Annotated in this window: 17 protein-coding genes; 14 read left to right on the top strand and 3 right to left on the bottom strand. The window is 69.5% G+C overall.

Going from position 1 to position 17,671, the window contains the following annotated elements; genetic code table 11:
- Positions 1-26 precede the first annotated feature (26 nt).
- The 6 genes from J3S89_RS12570 to J3S89_RS12545 all read left to right on the top strand — a co-directional run bounded on the left by J3S89_RS12570 (position 27) and on the right by J3S89_RS12545 (position 9,218).
- Complete coding sequence (locus tag J3S89_RS12570; RefSeq protein WP_217927899.1) at positions 27-647, top strand: TorD/DmsD family molecular chaperone; 621 nt, start codon at positions 27-29, stop codon at positions 645-647.
- Between the two features lie 105 nt (positions 648-752).
- Positions 753-3,209 carry a molybdopterin guanine dinucleotide-containing S/N-oxide reductase gene (locus J3S89_RS12565; protein ID WP_217927898.1) on the top strand — a complete coding sequence of 819 codons (2,457 nt, stop codon included), beginning with the start codon at positions 753-755 and terminating at the stop codon, positions 3,207-3,209.
- Positions 3,210-3,267: 58 nt separating this feature from the next.
- Positions 3,268-3,810, top strand: coding sequence for a molybdopterin-guanine dinucleotide biosynthesis protein B (mobB, locus tag J3S89_RS12560; RefSeq protein ID WP_217927897.1), 543 nt, complete (start codon positions 3,268-3,270; stop codon positions 3,808-3,810).
- Positions 3,807-4,307: a DUF2271 domain-containing protein gene (locus tag J3S89_RS12555; RefSeq protein ID WP_217927896.1), complete on the top strand. Its 501-nt coding sequence runs from the start codon at positions 3,807-3,809 to the stop codon at positions 4,305-4,307. Before mobB ends, J3S89_RS12555 begins: the two co-directional genes overlap by 4 nt.
- A 19-nt stretch (positions 4,308-4,326) precedes the next feature.
- On the top strand, positions 4,327-6,705 hold the full coding sequence (locus tag J3S89_RS12550) for an FAD:protein FMN transferase (RefSeq protein WP_217927895.1): 2,379 nt from the start codon (positions 4,327-4,329) through the stop codon (positions 6,703-6,705).
- Between the two features lie 137 nt (positions 6,706-6,842).
- Positions 6,843-9,218 carry a molybdopterin-dependent oxidoreductase gene (locus J3S89_RS12545; protein WP_217927894.1) on the top strand — a complete coding sequence of 792 codons (2,376 nt, stop codon included), beginning with the start codon at positions 6,843-6,845 and terminating at the stop codon, positions 9,216-9,218.
- 57 nt (positions 9,219-9,275) lie between these two features.
- On the opposite strand, the gene J3S89_RS12540 is transcribed toward J3S89_RS12545, so the two are convergent.
- Positions 9,276-10,241, bottom strand: coding sequence for an MvdC/MvdD family ATP grasp protein (locus tag J3S89_RS12540; RefSeq protein ID WP_217927893.1), 966 nt, complete (start codon positions 10,239-10,241; stop codon positions 9,276-9,278).
- 37 nt (positions 10,242-10,278) lie between these two features.
- Complete coding sequence (locus J3S89_RS12535) at positions 10,279-10,533, bottom strand: hypothetical protein (RefSeq protein WP_217927892.1); 255 nt, start codon at positions 10,531-10,533, stop codon at positions 10,279-10,281.
- A 283-nt stretch (positions 10,534-10,816) separates the two neighbouring features.
- Here J3S89_RS12535 and J3S89_RS12530 point away from each other — a divergent pair, with 283 nt between their 5' ends.
- Both J3S89_RS12530 and J3S89_RS12525 read left to right on the top strand, forming a co-directional pair.
- Positions 10,817-11,305, top strand: a complete 489-nt coding sequence (locus J3S89_RS12530; RefSeq protein WP_217927891.1) for a hypothetical protein — start codon at positions 10,817-10,819, stop codon at positions 11,303-11,305.
- Between the two features lie 290 nt (positions 11,306-11,595).
- A complete protein-coding gene (locus J3S89_RS12525; protein ID WP_217927890.1) occupies positions 11,596-11,739 on the top strand; it encodes a hypothetical protein in 144 nt (47 codons plus the stop codon).
- On the opposite strand, the gene J3S89_RS12520 is transcribed toward J3S89_RS12525, so the two are convergent.
- Positions 11,709-12,695 carry a LysR family transcriptional regulator gene (locus J3S89_RS12520; RefSeq protein ID WP_217927889.1) on the bottom strand — a complete coding sequence of 329 codons (987 nt, stop codon included), beginning with the start codon at positions 12,693-12,695 and terminating at the stop codon, positions 11,709-11,711. The two genes, J3S89_RS12525 and J3S89_RS12520, sit on opposite strands and share 31 nt — an antisense overlap.
- Positions 12,696-12,832: 137 nt before the next feature.
- Between J3S89_RS12520 and J3S89_RS12515 the strand changes: the two genes are divergently transcribed.
- Genes J3S89_RS12515 through J3S89_RS12490 form a run of 6 tightly spaced genes read left to right on the top strand, consistent with a single transcriptional unit; the run spans position 12,833 to position 17,668 of the window.
- Positions 12,833-13,834, top strand: coding sequence for an ABC transporter substrate-binding protein (locus J3S89_RS12515; RefSeq protein WP_217927888.1), 1,002 nt, complete (start codon positions 12,833-12,835; stop codon positions 13,832-13,834).
- 38 nt (positions 13,835-13,872) lie between these two features.
- On the top strand, positions 13,873-14,652 hold the full coding sequence (locus tag J3S89_RS12510) for an ABC transporter permease (protein WP_217927887.1): 780 nt from the start codon (positions 13,873-13,875) through the stop codon (positions 14,650-14,652).
- Positions 14,653-14,659: 7 nt separating this feature from the next.
- Complete coding sequence (locus J3S89_RS12505; RefSeq protein ID WP_217927886.1) at positions 14,660-15,433, top strand: ABC transporter ATP-binding protein; 774 nt, start codon at positions 14,660-14,662, stop codon at positions 15,431-15,433.
- The gene (locus tag J3S89_RS12500) at positions 15,430-16,185 is read left to right on the top strand and encodes an SDR family NAD(P)-dependent oxidoreductase (RefSeq protein ID WP_217927885.1); all 756 of its coding nucleotides are present in this window, start codon (positions 15,430-15,432) and stop codon (positions 16,183-16,185) included. The genes J3S89_RS12505 and J3S89_RS12500 overlap by 4 nt, the downstream gene beginning before the upstream one ends.
- A complete protein-coding gene (locus J3S89_RS12495; RefSeq protein ID WP_217927884.1) occupies positions 16,179-16,886 on the top strand; it encodes an SDR family NAD(P)-dependent oxidoreductase in 708 nt (235 codons plus the stop codon). The genes J3S89_RS12500 and J3S89_RS12495 overlap by 7 nt, the downstream gene beginning before the upstream one ends.
- Entirely contained in the window at positions 16,883-17,668 is a 786-nt protein-coding gene (locus tag J3S89_RS12490; protein WP_217927883.1) for a creatininase, read from the top strand. The genes J3S89_RS12495 and J3S89_RS12490 overlap by 4 nt, the downstream gene beginning before the upstream one ends.
- Positions 17,669-17,671: the final 3 nt, after the last annotated feature.

The following is a 17,671-nucleotide window of genomic DNA, read 5'->3' as shown; positions in this document are numbered from 1 at the left end:
GAACCGAACCGATGAAACCCGCACCCATGGATCCCACCACCTTCGCCGATTGCTGCGGCGAGCTCGCCCGCCTCTTCGGCGCGCCCCTCGAGCGAGACGAAGTCGTGGCGCTGATCGAGAACGGCCGTTTCGACGCCCTGCAGACACTCGCCCGCGACCCGCGTCATGCGATCGACCTGCGCGGCGCTCTGGCGGCGGCGCGGGCGGCGGGCGACGTCGACGCCGCCACCTCACGTCTCAACGCCGCCTTCTGCCGGCTCTTCCTCGGCCTCGGTCCGGTCTCGACGACGCAGCCGATCGAGTCCGCCCATCGCGGCGACGGCCGGCTCTTCCAGGAGCCCGCCGGACAGATGCGCGACCTGCTGCGCGCCCACGACCTGGTGCCGGCGGCCGGCTTCGCCGAGCCGCTCGATCATCTCTCCGTCGAGCTGTCGCTGCTCGAACAGTTCATCCGTCTCGAGACCAGCCTCGTCGACGTCGACGAACACGCGGCGACGGCGTCGCTCCATCGCCGGCTCGTCGAATGGACCCCGAGCTTCGCCGAAGCGCTCGGCGAACACGACGGGACCGGCTTCTACGCCGCCCTCGCCCGCATCCTGGTGCGCCTCCTCGAGGCCGGCACCTCCGATATCGCGTCCGCCGCCTGAGCCCGCGTGGCCGCCCCGTCCTCGGGGCCGCCGCTCCCGGTCTCCGTCCCGGCCGCCTCCTCTTCCGCTCCGCGCCGTCGCGCGTCACACCCGAAGGACTCCACGATGTCCACCCTCGCCTCTCCCGCCCTCTCCCGCCGCCGTTTCCTCGCCGCCGCGAGCTCGCTCGCCGCCTCGCAGGTGCTGTCGCCGCTCGTCTTCGGCGCCGGCCGGGCCTCCGCCGCCGCGCCGGACGGCGAGATCCTGAGCTGTTCCAACTTCGGCGCCTTCTGGGCGAAGGTTCAGGACGGCCGCGTCGTCGGCGTCCGGCCGTGGGAGGGAGACCCCCATCCCATTCCGACCATCGAGGGCGCGGTCGATCTCGCCTATTCGGCCTCGCGCGTCCGTTATCCGATGGTCCGTCGCGCCTGGCTCGAGAAGGGTCCCGGCGCCGATCCGGAGACCCGTGGCCGTGACGACTTCGTCCGCGTCTCCTGGGACAAGGCGCTGGAGCTCGTCGCCGGCGAGATCAAGCGCTGCGCCGCCATCGGCCCGTGGTCGATCTACACCGGCTCCTACGGCTGGGGCCACTTCGGTCGCCTGTTCAATTCGCAGACCGCCCTGCGCCGGCTGATGAACATGATGGGCGGCTCGGTCAATTCGTCGTCGAACTATTCCAAGGCCGCGATCGAGGCGATCATGCCCTACGTGCTCGGCCAGATCGACGCCGAGGGACCGCAGACCTCGCATCAGACGGTGCTCGAGAACACCGATCTCATCGTCTTCTGGGCCTCCGACCCGCTCAAGGACAACCACATCTCGACCAACGTTCCGGATCACGGCGAATACGGCTTCTTCGACGCGATGAAGAAGGCGGGCAAGAAGTCGATCTTCATCGATCCGCTGAAGACCGAGGGCTGCAAGATCCTCGACGGCGAATGGCTGCCGGTGCGTCCGCATTCCGACGTGGCGCTGGCGCTCGGCATCGCCCATGTGCTGATCAGCGAAAACCTCGCCGACAAGAAGTTCCTCGCCGACTACACCACCGGCTGGGAGGTCTTCTTCGACTACGTCACCGGCAAGACCGACGGCACGCCCAAGACCCCGGAATGGGCGGCGGAGAAGTCCGAGATCCCGGCCGACACGATCCGCGATCTCGCCCGGCGCTTCGTCAAGGGCCGCACCCTGCTCGTCTCCGGCTGGACGCCGCAGCGCCAGCAGCACGGCGAGCAATTCCCGTGGGTCTTCGTCACGCTGGCGGCGATGATCGGCCAGATCGGCCTGCCCGGCGGCGGCTTCACCCAGCGCTATCACCTCGACAATGCCGGCATTCCCCAGGCGCTCAGCCCGGCGCTGTCGACCACCATGCAGACCGGCAAGCGCAAGGAGAACATGCCCTGGCCGGCGGAGAAGGGCACCCAGGTGATCCCGGTCGCCCGCATCGTCGACATGCTGAACAATCCCGGCAAGAGCTACGAGCACAACGGCAAGACGTTCATCTATCCGGAGGTCAAGATGACCTATTGGGTCGGCGGCAACCCGTTGCACCACCATCAGGATCGCAACCGTCAGGTCGCGGCCTGGAAGAAGTTCGAGACGATCGTCGTCCAGGACTTCCAGTGGACCGCCTCGGCCCGCTTCGCCGACATCGTCCTGCCGGCGGCGACCGGCATCGAGCGCGACGACATCGAGGGGCTCGGCGTCGTCACCCGCAAGGCCTTCTTCGCGCTGCGCAAGGTGATCGAGCCGCTGTGGGAGGCGAAGTCCGACTACGCGATCTTCCAGGCGCTCGCCGAGAAGCTCGACCTCGAGCCGGCGTTCTCCGAGGGCAAGTCGGAGATGGATCGGATCCGCGAGGTCTATGCCGCCGCCCTCGCCCAGGCTCAGGCCAAGAAGATCCCGATGCCGGAATTCGACGCGTTCTGGAAGGCCGGCATCGTCGAATTCGCCATTCCCGAGAAGAACCTGCGCCGCACCAAATACGACAAGTTCCGCGAGGATCCGCTGCTCAACCCGCTGCCGACCCCCTCGGGCAAGATCGAGATCTTCTCCAAGACGATCGAGAAATACGGCTACGACGACTGCCCGCCGCACGCGACCTGGCTCGAGCCGATGGAATGGCTCGGCGCCAAGGACAAGAAGTATCCGCTCCACGTCGACTCCAGCCACCCGAACTACCGGCTGCACTCGCAGTTGAACGGCACCAAGGTCCGGGCGCTCTACGCCGTCGCCGGACGCGAGCCCTGCACCATCAACACCGAGGACGCCGCCCGGCGCGGCATCAAGAACGGGGACGTGGTGCGCGTCTTCAACGATCGCGGCCAGTGTCTCGCCGGCGCCGTCGTCACCGACGACATCCGGCCGGGCGTGATCCAGCTCCAGGAAGGCGGTTGGTACGACCCGATCGTCGCCAACGAGCCGAACGCGCTGTGCCGCTACGGCGACGTCAACGTGCTGACGCCGGACATCCCGACCTCGCGTCTGGCGCAGGGCACCTCGGCCCACACCTGCATGGCCGACGTCGAGTTGTTCAAGGGCGAGCCGCCGAAGGTCGCCGTCTTCGACACGCCGAAGAACGCCTGACGCCGACCGCCGGGAGCGGTGTCCCCGCTCCCGGCCCCTTCCCTCGGAGGACTTCCCCATGCGCGTCTTCGGTCTCGTCGGCCGATCCGGGTCGGGCAAGACGACCCTGATCGAGAAGCTGCTGCCGGCGCTTCTCGACCGCCGCTTCACCGTCTCCACCATGAAGCACTCGCACCATCACTTCGACATGGACCGGCCGGGCAAGGACAGCTGGCGCCATCGCGAGGCGGGGGCGGCCGAGGTCATGGTCGTCTCGGGCGAGCGCTGGGCGCTGCTCGCCGAACAGCGCGACGAGCGCGAACCCGACGTCGACGCGCTGGTGGCGCGGATGCGGCCGGTCGATCTCCTGCTGATCGAAGGGTTCCGCGCCCATTCCCATCCCAAGATCGAGGTCTTCCGCCCCTCGACCGGCAAGGATCTCCTGTGGCGGCCGGGCTCCGACATCGTCGCGGTGGCGAGCGACGCGGCGCTTCCCGACGTCACCGTGCCGGTGCTCGATCTCGACGACGTCGAGGCGATCGCCGACTTCATCGCCGCCCGGGGCGTCCGGCGCCGCCACGATCTGCAGGCGCTCGCGCTCGCCGTGGGTGGCGCGCCATGAGCGAGCCCCACGCCCTCCGTCCGTCCACGCTCGCCTCGACCGCCCTCCTCTGCCTAGCGCTCGGGCTCGTGCCCACCGCGCCGGCCGAGGCCGCGCGTCTGCGCCTGAAGGGAACGATGGAGCGCTATTCGGGCAATGCCGCCTATCTCGCCGTCTATGTCACCGACGCGCGCGGGCACTACCGGGCGACGATCCAGGTCTTCGGCGACAAGGTGCAGTTCTACCCGCACCTCGCCCACTGGATGCGCGGCGCCGGCCCGCAGAGCACGCCGCTCGACGGCATCACCGGCGCCTCGGTCGGCTCCGGGCGCGGGTTCGACGTCACCGTCGAAGTCGCCGACGCGCTGATCGACGCCGGGCTCCAGCTCCGGGTCGACACGGCGGCGGAGAACATCGCCGACGAGCCGTCCGAAATCGTTCTTCCGCTCGAGCGGGACGCCGCCGGTCGCGATGCGACCGGACGCGGGCTCGTCGCTCGTTTCCGTTTCGAACTGTGAGGCGACCGGAGTTTCGACGATGTTGCGCACCCTCCACCTTCGGCTCGGTCTGGCGATCGGCCTCCTCTGGGTGGTCCTGGCTCTGACCGGGATGGTGCTCGCCGTCGACGCCGTCTCCGACGCGCGGCTCCGGCCGCCGCCCCCTCCCCCCGGCATGACGGTCGCCGAACTCGCCGCCGGTCTCGAGCGTCACGGCACCCTCGCCGAGGTGTCGGTCGATGCCGGGGGAACCATTCTCGCGCGCTTCTCAGAGCCGCGCCGGCGCGTCGTCGTCGATCCCACCACCTTCGCGGTCACGCCCGCCCCCGCGCCGAGCGAGATCGTCCGCCTCGCCACCGAGATCCACCGCACGCTCGCCGCCGGCGACGGCGGACGCATCGTGCTCGCGCTCGCCACGCTGCTCGGGCTGATCGGCGTCGTGGGCGGGCTCGGCGCGGCGATGCGACCGGAACATGCGACCACGCTCGCCGGCCGGCTCCATCGCGGTCTCGGCCTCGGGCTCGTCGTTCCCTTCGTCTTCCTGGCGACGACCGGCCTCGGCCTCGCCGTCGCCGCCTTCCGTCCGCTCGACGTCCACGGCATCGCCGCGCCTTTCCCGGAATCGCTCGCCGGGGGCCGGCGCCTTCCCTTCGGCGAGGTCGCGGCGCTGAAGGCGGTGCTGGTCGCCGATCTCGAGGATCTGGTGCTGCCGCGCCGCGACGACCCGGAGGACACCTATCGCTTGACGACGGTCGGAGCCTTCGCCCATGTCGACCCGGTCACCGGCCTGCCGGCGACGCTCCACGATCGCCCCCGGGCGCACCGTCTGGTTGCGGCGCTCGCCGGCCTCCACGGCGGCCGGATCGCCGCGCCGCTCGCCGCCGGGCTCGGCCTCGCCGCCGCGCTGGTGCCGGTCGCGGCGTTCTCGGGGCTCGCCCTCATTCTCGCCGCCCGCCGCGCCCGCCGCCGCTTCGCCGGCGGCCGCGCCGCCGAGAGCTCCGACACCATCGTCCTCGTCGGCAGCGAAGGCGGCACCACCCGTGTCTTCGCGGACCGGCTGGTCGCGATCCTCGAGCGCCATGGTCACGCCGTCCACGTCGCCGCGATGAACGACGTCGCCGGTGCCTATCCGCGCGCCCGGTGCCTGCTGATCCTGACCGCGACACATGGCGACGGCGTCGCGCCGGGGTCGGCCGACCGTTTCCTCGCCCGCCTGCCGGATCTCGCCGCCGTGCCGCCCTTCGCCGTGGTCGGGTTCGGCGAGCGGGGCGCGAGGAGGTTCTGCGGTTACGCGGAAGACGTCGATGCGGCGCTCGCCGCGCGCGGCGCGGCTCGGCGGCTGCCGCTCCGGCGCATCCATCGCCGCTCGGAGGCGGATTTCGCCGCCTGGACCGACGCCGTCCTCGCCCTTCTCGGTCACGACGACGCGCGCCGCGACGCGGGAGCCGGGGGGCTCGCGCGGCCGACCCCGCTCCGTCCGCTCGAACGCCGCGTCCTCTCCGGTCCGGCGATGGGGTCGCGTTGGTCGGTCGTGCTCCATGCGCCCGAGGCCAGCGATCTCGACCCGCTCGCCGCCGCGATCGCCGCGCGGATCGAGGACCTCGAGGCGGCCTTCTCCCGGTTTCGTCCCGACGGCGAGGTGCCGCGCCTCGACGCCGTCCCGCTCGGGCAGCGCGTGCCGGTCTCGGCGGATCTGGCGCGGATCCTCGCGATCGGGCTCGACGTCGGCCGGCGTTCGGGCGGGGCCTTCGATCTCGGTCTGGCGGCGGAGGTGGCGGCGCGGGGCTTCGGCGCGGGCTGGGCCTCGGTGATCGAACCGCGCGCGCGCCGGGTTCCGGCCCACGAGGCGATCGAGCTCGATCTCGCCGGCCGCACCCTCGTCAAGCGCGCGGCGCTTCATCTCGACCTCGCCGGCATCGGCAAGGGCTACGCCGCCGACGCGCTCTCTCGTCTCGTGGCGGCGGCGGGCTTCCCCTCGCATCTCGTCTCCCTCGACGGCGAACTCGTCGCCGGCGCGGCCCGGCCGGACGGGCGCCCCTGGTCGATCGGCCTCGAGGCGCCGGCGACCGGGTTGCGCACGACGCTCGGACGGATCGATCTGGTCGACCGCGCGATCGCGACCTCCGGCGACTACCGCCGCTTCGGCGCCGACGGCGGCCACACGCTCGATCCGGTGACCGGCGCCCCGGTCGTCGGCGGGCCGGCCTCGGTCACGACGCTGGCCGCCGGCTGCGCCGAGGCCGACGCCTGGGCGACCGCGCTGATGGTGCGCGGCGCGGCCGGGCTCGCGGCGGCGCGCGCCGCCGGGGTCGAGGCGATCTTCGTCGAGCGTCCGCCGGTCGCGGCGCCCGTCGTCCCGTCACCCGCGAAGAGCCCCGAACCCTGGGCGGAAAGGGGGTGGCGAGAGGCGCACCCGTGAGCCACGGGACGGTCTCGAGAACGAGACACGACGACGCTTCGGACGTCGCGCCGAAAGGCCACCGCCCGAACTCCGAGAGGACCGAAAGGCATCGTCACGACGGGCAGAGCTCGCCGCGAACGACGAAAGGAAAGCCGATGATCACTCGCAGTACCTTCATCCGCAGCCTGATTCCCGGCGCGGTCAGCGCCGCGCTGCTCCCACATCTGGCCCGCGCCGCCTCCGGCGCCGGCGGCGTCACCGACGGACGGGTTCTCGTCAACACCTCCCTCGGCCCGATGTTCCTGGTGAAGAAGGGTGGGCAGGTCGTCGGCATCGAACAGTTGAAGCAGGACGGCGCGCCGTGGAAGCTGCTCGGCGACATGCCCGACCGGCTCTACAACAAGGCCCGCGTCAAGGCGCCGATGGTGCGCCGCGACTTCCTCGCCAAGCGCGACAAGAGCAACCGCGCCGATCGCGGCAGCCGCGACTTCGTCGAGGTGAGCTGGGACGACGCGCTGAAGCTCGTCGCCGACGAAATGACGCGGGTGAAGACCAAGTACGGCAACGCCTCGCTCCATCGCGGCAAGAGCTCGTGGGCCTCCAACCACGCCCACTTCTACCGCACCGAGGCGCTGTTGCAGCGCTTCCTCAACGGGTTCGGCGGGTCGTCGACCTTCTTCGGCAACTATTCGAACCAGGCCGTCTCGGAGATCCTGCCGGCGGTCGCCTGGTCGAGCCCGGGAGCGGCGAGCGACTGGCCGGTGATCCACGCCAACGCCAAGCTGATCGTGCTGTGGGGCGCCAATCCGCTCGCCACCACCCGCATCCTCTCCGGCCGCTACGCCACGAAGGCGTGGTACGAGGTCAAGGCACGCGGCATCGAGGTGATCGCGATCGATCCGATGAAGTCGGAGACGATCAAGGAACTCGGCTGCGAATGGGTCCCGATCCGGCCCAACACCGACGTCGCCCTGGCGCTCGGCCTGATGCACACGCTGCTCACCGAGAACCTCCACGACGCCAAGTTCATCGAGGACTACACCCGCGGCTTCAAGGACTTCCAGCCCTACCTGACCGGCACCGAGGACGGCACCCCGAAGACCGCCGAATGGGCCTCCGGCATCACCGGCGTGCCGGCCGAGACGATCCGCGGCCTCGCTCGCAAGATGGCGAAGACCCGCACCACCATCGCCTCCGGCTGGTCGACCCAGCGTCAGCATCACGGCGAGCAGGCCCCCTGGGCGATCGTCGCGCTCGGCGCCATGCTCGGTCAGATCGGGCTTCCCGGCGGCGGCGTCTCCTTCGGCCTGCACTATGCCGACGGTGGCCTCCCGCGCGCCGCCATGCCGGTGGTCGGCGGCACCTCGCCCGGCTCCAACCCGATCCCCGATCCCTTCCCGATCGCCTGTCTCTCGGACGCCTATCTCAATCCGGGCAAGACGATCGAGTGCAAGGGCCGCAAGATCACCTATCCCGACATCCAACTGGTCTATACCTCCGGCGGCAACCAGTTCACCCACCATCAGGACACCAACCGGGTGATCGAGGCCTTCCGCAAGCCGGAGACGATCATCGTCCAGGATCCGTGGTGGACCCCGAGCGCCCGTTTCGCCGACATCGTCCTGCCGGCGGCGAGCGACCTCGAGCGCAACGACCTCGGGCAGATGCTGAACCTGATCACGGCGTCGCATGCCGCGGTCGACCCGCAGTTCAAGTCGCGGACCGACTACGACATCCTCACCGAACTCTCCGATCGGCTCGGCTACAAGCAGACCTATACCGAAGGCCGTAGCGAGATGGACTGGGTGCGGTTCTTCTACGACGCCGCCAAGGCGCAGTCGAAGACGGTGAAGATGCCGGACTTCGACGAGTTCTGGGCGGGTGAAGGCATCATCGAGTTCCCGATGGGCAAGGGCGACTTCGTCCATCTCGCCGACTTCCGCGAGGATCCCCTGCTGAAGCCGGTCTCGACCGCCTCCGGCCTGATCGAGTTCGTCTCGCCCTACGTGCGCAAGCTCGGTTACGACGATTGCCCGGCCCATCCGACCTGGTTGGAGCCGGTCGAGTGGAAGGGCTCGAAGGCGGCGGAGAAGTTCCCGCTGCAGCTCGTGTCGCCCCATCCGCCGTTCCGTCTGCATTCGCAGATGTGCAACACGAAGACCCGCACGACCTACACCGTCGCCGATCGTGAGCCGGTGGTGATCAACGCCGACGATGCCAAGGCACGCGGCATCGCCGACGGCGACATCGTGCGTCTCTTCAACGATCGCGGTCAGGTTCTGGCCGGGGCGGTCGTCACGCCCGACATCCTCGCCGGGACGATCTGCCTGCACGAGGGCGCCTGGTACGATCCGGCCGAGCCGGGCAAGCAGGGCGCGCTCGACAAATACGGCTCGCCGAACCTCCTGACGCTCGACGTGCCGCTGACCTCGCGCTTCGCCCAGGCGACCATCGCCGGCACGGCGATCTGCGACGTCGAGAAGTGGAAGGGCGAGGCCCTGCCCGTCACCGCCTTCGACGCGGTCGGCTGAGGCCCGACGATCTCCCGCGCGCCGGTGTCCCCACGCCGGCGCGCGAGACCTTCGGTTCTATCCCTCCTCGAGGGTCACGGCGCGGCCGTCGATCGTCGAGGAGGGGTCGAGCAGGGCGTCCAGCACGGCGGTGTGCAGGGGCCAGCCCTCGGGATCGTCGAGCCAACCGAACTGGCCGTTCGGATTGACCTCGAGAAACACCAGTTCCGGCCCGCCGGCGATGAAGTCGAGCCGGCCGAAGCGCAGACCGAGACGGCGCATATAGGCGTCGATGCGATCGGCCACGCCCTCCGGCAGCATCCAGGGCCGCCACGGATCGTCGTGAGCGACGTTGCGGATGCGCCAATCCTCGACGCCCAATTCGGTGCGCGTGTGCGCCATCTCGAAGCCGAAGCAGCGGCCGTGCACATAGAGCACGGTGGCGTCGCGATCGCCCTCGGCGATCTCCTGGAGGAGCCAGGGCCATTCGGGCGCGAGGCGGTCGCTCTCCACGGATTGGACGTAGATGTAACGGTCGTGATCCGCGCCGACCGGCTCGGCTGTCAGGCGCTTGACCATGCGGCGGCCGGCCGGCCAACGCACGCCCCAGCCGACCGCCCAATCGGGCACGCGGAAGAAGTCGCGGGCGACCCGCATCTGGGCCAATCGTCCGACCCGGCGCGATCCGGCGGGATCGATCAGGCGCAGGCGGCCACGCCCCCGCGCCCAATCGGCGATCTCGCGCACGATCGTCTGCAGCTCGGCCTCGGTCGCGGCGCGATCCTCGGGCGAGCCGCCCTCCCATTCCGGCGTCTCGTGGAGCGAGGGGCGGCGCCAGAGCACCGCGTCGATCGCTCCGGAGTCCACCGAGCGTCCGGTCGGATCCCGGAAGACGAAGCCGTCGGCAGTCCAGGCGAAGCGATACTGCGCCCAGAGATCGATGTTGAACCGGAACACCGGCACCCCTCGCGCGGCGCAGAGTTCGACGAGGATGTCCGCGGTTCCGTCGATGCCGTTGGTGAGCAGGAGCAACATGCGGATCACGCCGTCATTCGTTTCGGACGAGGGGCGACGGGGGCGATCAGTCGAAGCCGCAGTCGTGGACCTCGTCGGAGCCGCTGTTGCGCTGAGTCTTGATGGTCGCGGTGCTGCAGTTGGCGGTGTTGTCCGCGACCCTCAGGCTCGACGGACGGCGGCCCTGCTGGAGCGACCAGTCGTAGGGTTCCTCGCCGAGTTGCACGACGCCGGGCCGCGTCGCGAGCGCGGAGGGCACGATGTCGCCGGCGGCCTGCGGCGCGGCGGCGGTGAGCAACAGAAGGCTGGCAGACAACAACATCGTCGTTCTCCCGTTGCGAAACGCCGCTCCATCGAGGAGCGGGACGGCGTTCGCGGCGGCCACTCTTCGCTCTTCGCCGGTCCTCGCATTGCGTTTCCGCAAAATTTCCGAGTGCGCATGGCGCATCGCGGCCGAATGCCGCGAACGCAATTCTCCCGATACGCGGTTTCCCGTGGGGCTCGTAAGATCTACGGAGGCGAGCGGAAGGGTCGCGACCTGCGGTTTCGGGTGGTCTCACCCGGCCGAGGCCGGCTCCGGGCGCCGACTCGAGGAGGCTGGTGCGATGTCGCCGGTTCGATGGTCACCGCCGCGATCGGGGAGGAGGGCGCCGGTCCTCGCCGGCCCGCTCGGCCGGGCGTCGCGCGGCGGGATCGTCGCGGCGATCGGCCTCGCGCTCCTCGTCTCGACGCTGGTGCCGCGCGACGCCGGCGCGGTGGCGGCCGACGAATGCGAGAGACAGCGCGCGCTCTTTCCGAAAGACTGGAACGACGTCACCGGCGAACGCCCGGTCTGGAGCTGTCGCTCCCATTATGCCGGCCTGCTCCAAGTGCGGCTCGGGGCGCCCGACCGCGCCGGCCGCCGACCGATGAGCCTCGTGCCGGTCCGCGACGACGGCAAGGAGGGCGTCAGGCGCGATCCGGATCGACCGATCTTCCGGATCTGGCTCGACGCCGATCAGGCGCGGCGGCTGCGGCGGGGCGTCTATTTCGCCACCGTCGTTCGGGCGGAGGCCTCGTGGCGGTCAGCCTGGGATTGTGAAAGGAGTCGGTGAGACTTTGATCTCATCGAAGCCGGCAACTCCCTCATCATACTTCGAATAGACACCCTTCATTGTTGTATATTTCGTATCACTTTCTATCCATTGTGCTGATTGTTTCTGATCTTTTACAGGAATACGATCCTCGACGTCATCCATGGTTCGACGCATTCGAGATCGACTTCAACGGCATTCGGCACGAATGCAAAGGAGGATCCATGTCGAAGATGTTCGATGGCGCGCGATCTTCTCCGATCGGTCGGGGGGATCGACCCTTCCTCGGGCGACGTGGAGCATCGTCGGCGTTGCTGACGGCCGTGGTGGCGGCGCTGGTGATGTTCGCCGGCATTTCGATCGCCCAAGTGCCCGAGCCGCCGCCGCCGACCTGCGTCTCCTGCCCGACCGGCTATCACTGCGCTCACAATCCCGAGCGTTGCGTGCCCGACTGAGGTTCCTCTCGACGTTCGACGGCGGGCGTGTCCGGCTCGGTGACGCCCGCCTGATCGGCGGCGCGGGCGCGGGCGAGAAAGGCCGCGACGAAGGCGCCGATCAGCGGCCGGTCGGCATCGCTACGGCGGTAGGCGACGTGGTGTTGCGAGGAGAAGCCGTAGCGGCTCGGCTGCACCGCGCGCATGCGGCCGGCGGCGATGTGCGGTTCGGCGTAGTGGCACGGCAGGAAGCCGACGTAGCGCCCGGAGAGGATCAGCATCGCCTGAGCCTCCATGTTCAGGACCGAGGCGGCGGCCTTGGGGTGACCGATGCGGAAGAGATCGTCGAGCTGGCGATAGCCGCGCACCGAGAGCCGCGTCGCCTCGATGTCGGCCCGCGAGATCGTGTCGTCGGGGCGGTCGAAGAAGTCGTGGCCGCTGCCGCAATAGAGGTGATGGGGTTCGCGATGGGCCTCGCGATAGACGACGCCGGGCGCCTTCTGGGCGAAGGGGCCGATCACCACGTCGCGACGGCCGTCGGCGACGGCCTGTTCGAGCTCCTGCGGGGTCGCCTGCACGAGGTCGATGAAGACGTCGTAGTCCGGCTCGAGCAGGCCGGCGAGCGTCGCCTGGAGTCCGAGCGCCGGGCTGGTGAAGACGCCGTCGACGATGCCGATCCTGAGACGGCCGGTCAGGCGGCCGCTCGCCGTGCCGATCCGATGGCCGAATTCCTCGATGTCGGCGAAGAGCTTGCGGGCCGCGTCGAGGGTCACCCGGCCGAGGTCGGTCAGGCGGAAGGTCTTGCGGCCACGGATGCACAAGGGGCCGCCGATCCGCTTCTCGAGGTCGGAGAGATGGGTGCTGAGGGTCGACTGCGACAGGTTCAGAACCACCTGGGCGCCGGCGAAGCCACCCGCCTCGACGAGCGCCACATAGACCCGGAGAAGGCGGAGATCGATGTTGTCGAGCCGGCGCACGGGGTGCTCCTTATTTTGAAAATTCCCGATGTACCCATCGAAAGATTTGGATTCACACGAAAAGAAATCGAGCCGAGACTGCCCGCGAAGTCAAGGCGATCTCACCGTCCAGACGATCTCTCCGGGGGAACCGTTCCATGAAGCGTCTCTTGCAGTCCACCGCCGTCGTCGTCGCTCTGTCGCTGGCCTCGCCGGTGCTCGCGGCCGACAAGATCCGCATGCTCGCGCCGACCTGGCTCGGCTTCGCGCCGGTGCACGTCGCCACCGACCTCGGCTACTTCAAGGCGCTCGATCTCGAGGTCGACTACAAGTTCGAGGACGACCGAGCGAACGTCATGGCGGCCTACGCGCGCGGCGACATCGACGTCGACATGCGCACCGTCGGCGAGCATCAGGGCCGGCCGCGCGACGCCTCCACCCCCGGCGTGATCATCGCCACCATCGACCAGTCGGTCGGCGGCGACGGCATCATCGCCGACGACGCGGTGCCCAACGTCGCGAGCCTCGAGGGCAAGACCGTCGCCGCCGAGCCGAACATTCCGGCCCGTCTCCTGTTGCAGATGGAACTGAAGAAGGCCGGCCTGAAGCTCGGCGATCTGAACCTCAAGGACATCGCCTCGGCCGATACGGCGGCGGTCTTCGCCGACGCCTCGATCGCGGCGATCGCCACCTACGAGCCCTTCATGTCGCAGGCGGTCAAGACCTCGACCCGCAAGGGCGCCAAGGTGCTGATCTCCTCCGCCGATCCGGCCTATCGCGGCATCATCACCGACGTGATCACCGCCCGTCAGGACGACCTGAAGGCCCATCCCGACAAATATGTCCGCTTCCTCAAGGGGATCTATCAGGCGATCGAGTTCGCCAAGAAGGACCCGAAGAAGTTCGCCGAACTCGCCGCGCCGCATTACGGCATGACCCCGGCCGAGGTCGAGGAGGTGCTCACCGGCTCGCTCGCCTATACCCCGCTCACCGAGGCCGCCGCCTATCTCGGCAAGCCCGGCGCGACCGGCAAGCTGCACGAGGTGTTCGACACGGTGATGGCGCTCAACCTCGAGAACGGCGCCGCCGACACCAAGTTGGTCGCGAACCAGCAGATCGACAATTCCGTCATGGCGAAGGTGGTCGAGGGCGGGCTCTGAGCCCGGCTTCCGAGAGACATCCGGCGAGGACGGCGCGCATGAATCCCCTGTTCACCTTCCGAGGGAAGCCTTCGACCACGGTCGAGATCCTGTGCGGCGCCGGCTTCGCGCTCGCCCTGATCGGCGTGTGGGAGGCGGCCTCCGATCTCGGATGGATCGCGCCGACCTTCCTGCCGTCGCCGTCGCGAGTGGCGGTCGCCGGCTGGGGGCTCCTCACCAAGCAGCATCTCCTCTGGCACGCGGGGGTCTCGACGCTCCGGGTGTGGGTGGCCTTCCTGATCGCGGCGGCGATGGCGGTTCCGATCGGCATTCTGATGTCGAGCTACCGCATCGTCGGCGCCTCGCTCGAGCCGACCATCGACTTCATCCGCTACCTGCCGGTGCCGGCTCTGGTGCCCTTGTCGATCATCTGGTTCGGCATCGGCGAGGAGACCAAAATCTTCCTCCTGTGGCTCGGCACCTTCTTCCAGCTGGTGCTGCTCGTCGCCGACGACGCGCGCCGCGTGCCGCACGAATATGTCGAGATCGCCCGCACCCTCGGCGGCTCCTCGCGCGCGGTCCTGACCGACGTGGTGTTCCGCGCCATGGGGCCGACGCTGGTCGACAATCTGCGCATCACCCTCGGCTGGTGTTGGACCTATCTGATCCTCGCCGAGATCATCGCCGCCGACAGCGGCCTCGGCTACGTCATCTGGTCGGCGCGGCGCTTCGTGAAGACGCCGGAGGTGATGGCCGGCGTGGTCGTCATCGGGATCATCGGCCTCGTCACCGACCAGATCCTGCGCGCGTTCCATCGTCGCCTGTTCCGCTATCTGTGAGATCCCGATGAGCGACGATTATCTCCGCTTCGAAGGCGTCACCAAGCAGTTCGGCCCGGTGCCGGTGGTCGCGCCGACCGACCTTTCGATCGGCCGCGGCGAATTCGTCGCCTTTCTCGGGCCGTCCGGCTGCGGCAAGACCACGTTGATGCGCATGGTCGGCGGCCTCGACACGCCGACGTCGGGCCGGATCCTGCTCGAGGCACGCCCGGTCGGCGGGCCCGACCGGCGGCGCGGCATGGTGTTTCAATCCTATTCGTCGTTTCCCTGGCAGACGGTCGCCGAGAACATCGCCTTCGGCATGCGCTACCGCGACGACATGAGCCCGCAGGAGAAGACGGCGAGCGTCGCCCATCACCTCGCACTGATCGGCCTCGAGGCCTTCGCCGACCACTATCCGAACCGCATCTCCGGCGGCATGCGCCAGCGCGTCGCCATCGCCCGGACGCTGGCGGCCGGGTCGGAGGTGCTGTTGATGGACGAGCCCTTCGGCGCCCTCGACGCGCTCACCCGCGAGCGCCTGCAGGTCGAATTGCGCCGGATCCAGGCCCATGAGGCCAAGACCACCATCTTCGTCACCCACGACGTCGAGGAAGCGGTCTTCCTGGCCGATCGCATCGTCGTCTTCTCGCAGCGGCCGGCGCGCGTCGTCGCGCAAGTCGACGTCACCGCCGTGCTCGGCGTCGAGCGATCGCTCGATCTGCGCGAGAGCCGGCCGTTCTTCGATCTGCGCAACGACGTGCTGCACCTGATCCGCCACGAGACCGGAGATCCCCAATGAGCGACAGCTTTCTCGGGCGCACCGTCGTCGTCACCGGGGCGAGCCGCGGCATCGGCCTCGGCGTCGCCCAGGCCTTCGCCGCCACCGGCGCCGATCTCGTCCTGATCGCCGACGATTCCCACGTCCGCGACCGGGCGAGGGAACTCGGTGGGCGTGGTCTCGTCGCCGACATCTCGCGGCCGCACGATCTCGACGGCATCTTCGCCGAGATCGGCCACGTCGACGTGCTCGTCAACAACGCCGGCTTCGAGCGGATGACGCCGATCGACAGTCTCGATCCGATGATCGAGGCGACGTTCCGCAAGATCATCGAGATCAACGTGATCGGCACCGATCTGGTGACCCGCCGGGCGCTGCCGCACATGACGGCGGGCGGGGCGATCGTCAACACCGCCTCGATCTGGGGGCGGGTCGCCGAGCCGCTGTTCGGCGCCTATGTCGCCTCCAAACACGCGATCATCGGTCTCACCAAGACCTGGGCCAAGGAACTCGGGCCGCGTGGGATCCGCGTCAACGCCGTCTGCCCCGGCTGGGTCCGGACCGAGGCGGCGATGCGCTCGCTCGGCCTGATGGCGGAACGCTCCGGCACGCCCGAGGAAGAGCTTCTCGACGCGATCGTCGGCGCCCAGGCCCTGCCCGGCCTGATGGAGCCCGACGACGTCGCCGAGCTCTATCTCTGGCTCGCCTCGCCGCGCGCCGCCAACGTGACCGGACAGAGCATCTCGGTCGACCGGGGAGAAGTGCCATGGTGAAGCCCCTCGCCGGCCGCCGCGCGCTCGTCACCGGCGCCGCCGCCGGTATCGGCCGCGCGACCGCGATCGCTCTCGCGGACGCCGGCGCCACCGTGATCGGCCTCGATCTCGCCGCCGCCGACGGCCCCGTCCCGATCCTCGCCTGCGATCTCGCCGACGAGGCGGCGATCGTCGCCGCCGTCGCGGACGCCGCGCGGCGGCTCGGCGGCATCGATATTCTCGTCAACAACGCCGGCATCCTGCGCGAGGCCGCGCTCGCGGAGATCACGGCGGCCTCGATCGACGCCCATTTCGCGGTCAACGTGCGCGGCGCCATCCTGGTGACGCGCGAGGCGCGGCCGCACATGGGGCCGGGCGGGCGGATCGTCAATCTCGCCTCCGAGCTCGCCTATCTCGGCCGGGCCGACGCCTCGGTCTATGTGGCGACCAAGGCGGCGATCCTCGGGCTCACCCGCTCGTGGGCGCGGGAACTGGCGCCGGACATTCTCGTCAACGCGGTCGCGCCTGGGCCGACCGACACGCCGCTCCTCGCCTTCGAGACCCTGACGGAGGCGCAGCGCCGGCAAGAGACCGCTCATCCGCTCGGTCGCATCGGCCGGCCGGAGGAGGTCGCCGCCGCGATCGTCTTCCTCGCGGGCCCCGGAGCGACGCTCTTCACGGGTCAATGCCTCGGTGCCAACGGTGGAGCCGCAATGCCATGAACGAGACCGTCTTTCTCGCCGAACTGCCGTGGACCGAGGTCGGAGCGCGGATCCGCGCCGGGGCGCCGGTGTTCCTGCCGATCGGCGCCACCGAGCAGCACGGCCACCACATGGCGATGAACGTCGACGTGGTCTTGCCGACGGCGGTCGCCGAGCGGGTCGCCGCGCGCGTCGGCGGGCTCGTCGCCCCGACCATCCCCTATGGCAATCGCTCGCAGCCGAAGACCGGCGGCGGACGCGGCTTTCCCGGCACGCTCGATCTCGCCGCCTCGACGCTCTCGGCGGTGGTGCGCGACGTCGTCCTCGGGCTCTTCCGCCACGGCGTCCGGCGGATCGTGGTGGTCAACGGCCATTACGAGAACATCTGGCCGGCGATCGAGGGCATCGAACTGGCGCTGGAGGCGATCGGTCCCGACCGCACCGACGGGCTGATCGTGCTGCGGGTCGACCATTGGGACTTGATCGAGCCGGGGACGATCGATCGGATCTTCCCCGACGGCTATCCCGGCATCGAACTCGAGCACGCCAGCGTCATCGAGACCTCGATGATGATGGCGCTCCGGCCGGAGCTGGTCGACCTCTCCCGCGCGGTCCACGACGGACCGGCGAAGTTCGTCCGCTACGAGCGCTACGGCGTCGCCACGCCTGAGGTGCCGGCGTCGGGCGTGCTCTCCATGACCGAGGGCTCCTCGGCGGAGAAGGGCCACTGGCTGATCGACGACGTGGTCGAGGGGCTCACGGCCGCCGTCGTTCGCGAATTCGCACTCGAACCGAGGAAGTGAGAC

The sequence above is a fragment of the Pinisolibacter aquiterrae genome (assembly GCF_019160155.1).
GTDB classification, from domain to species: Bacteria; Pseudomonadota; Alphaproteobacteria; order Rhizobiales; family Ancalomicrobiaceae; genus Pinisolibacter; species Pinisolibacter aquiterrae.
This window is presented reverse-complemented; position numbering and strand designations above follow the sequence as displayed.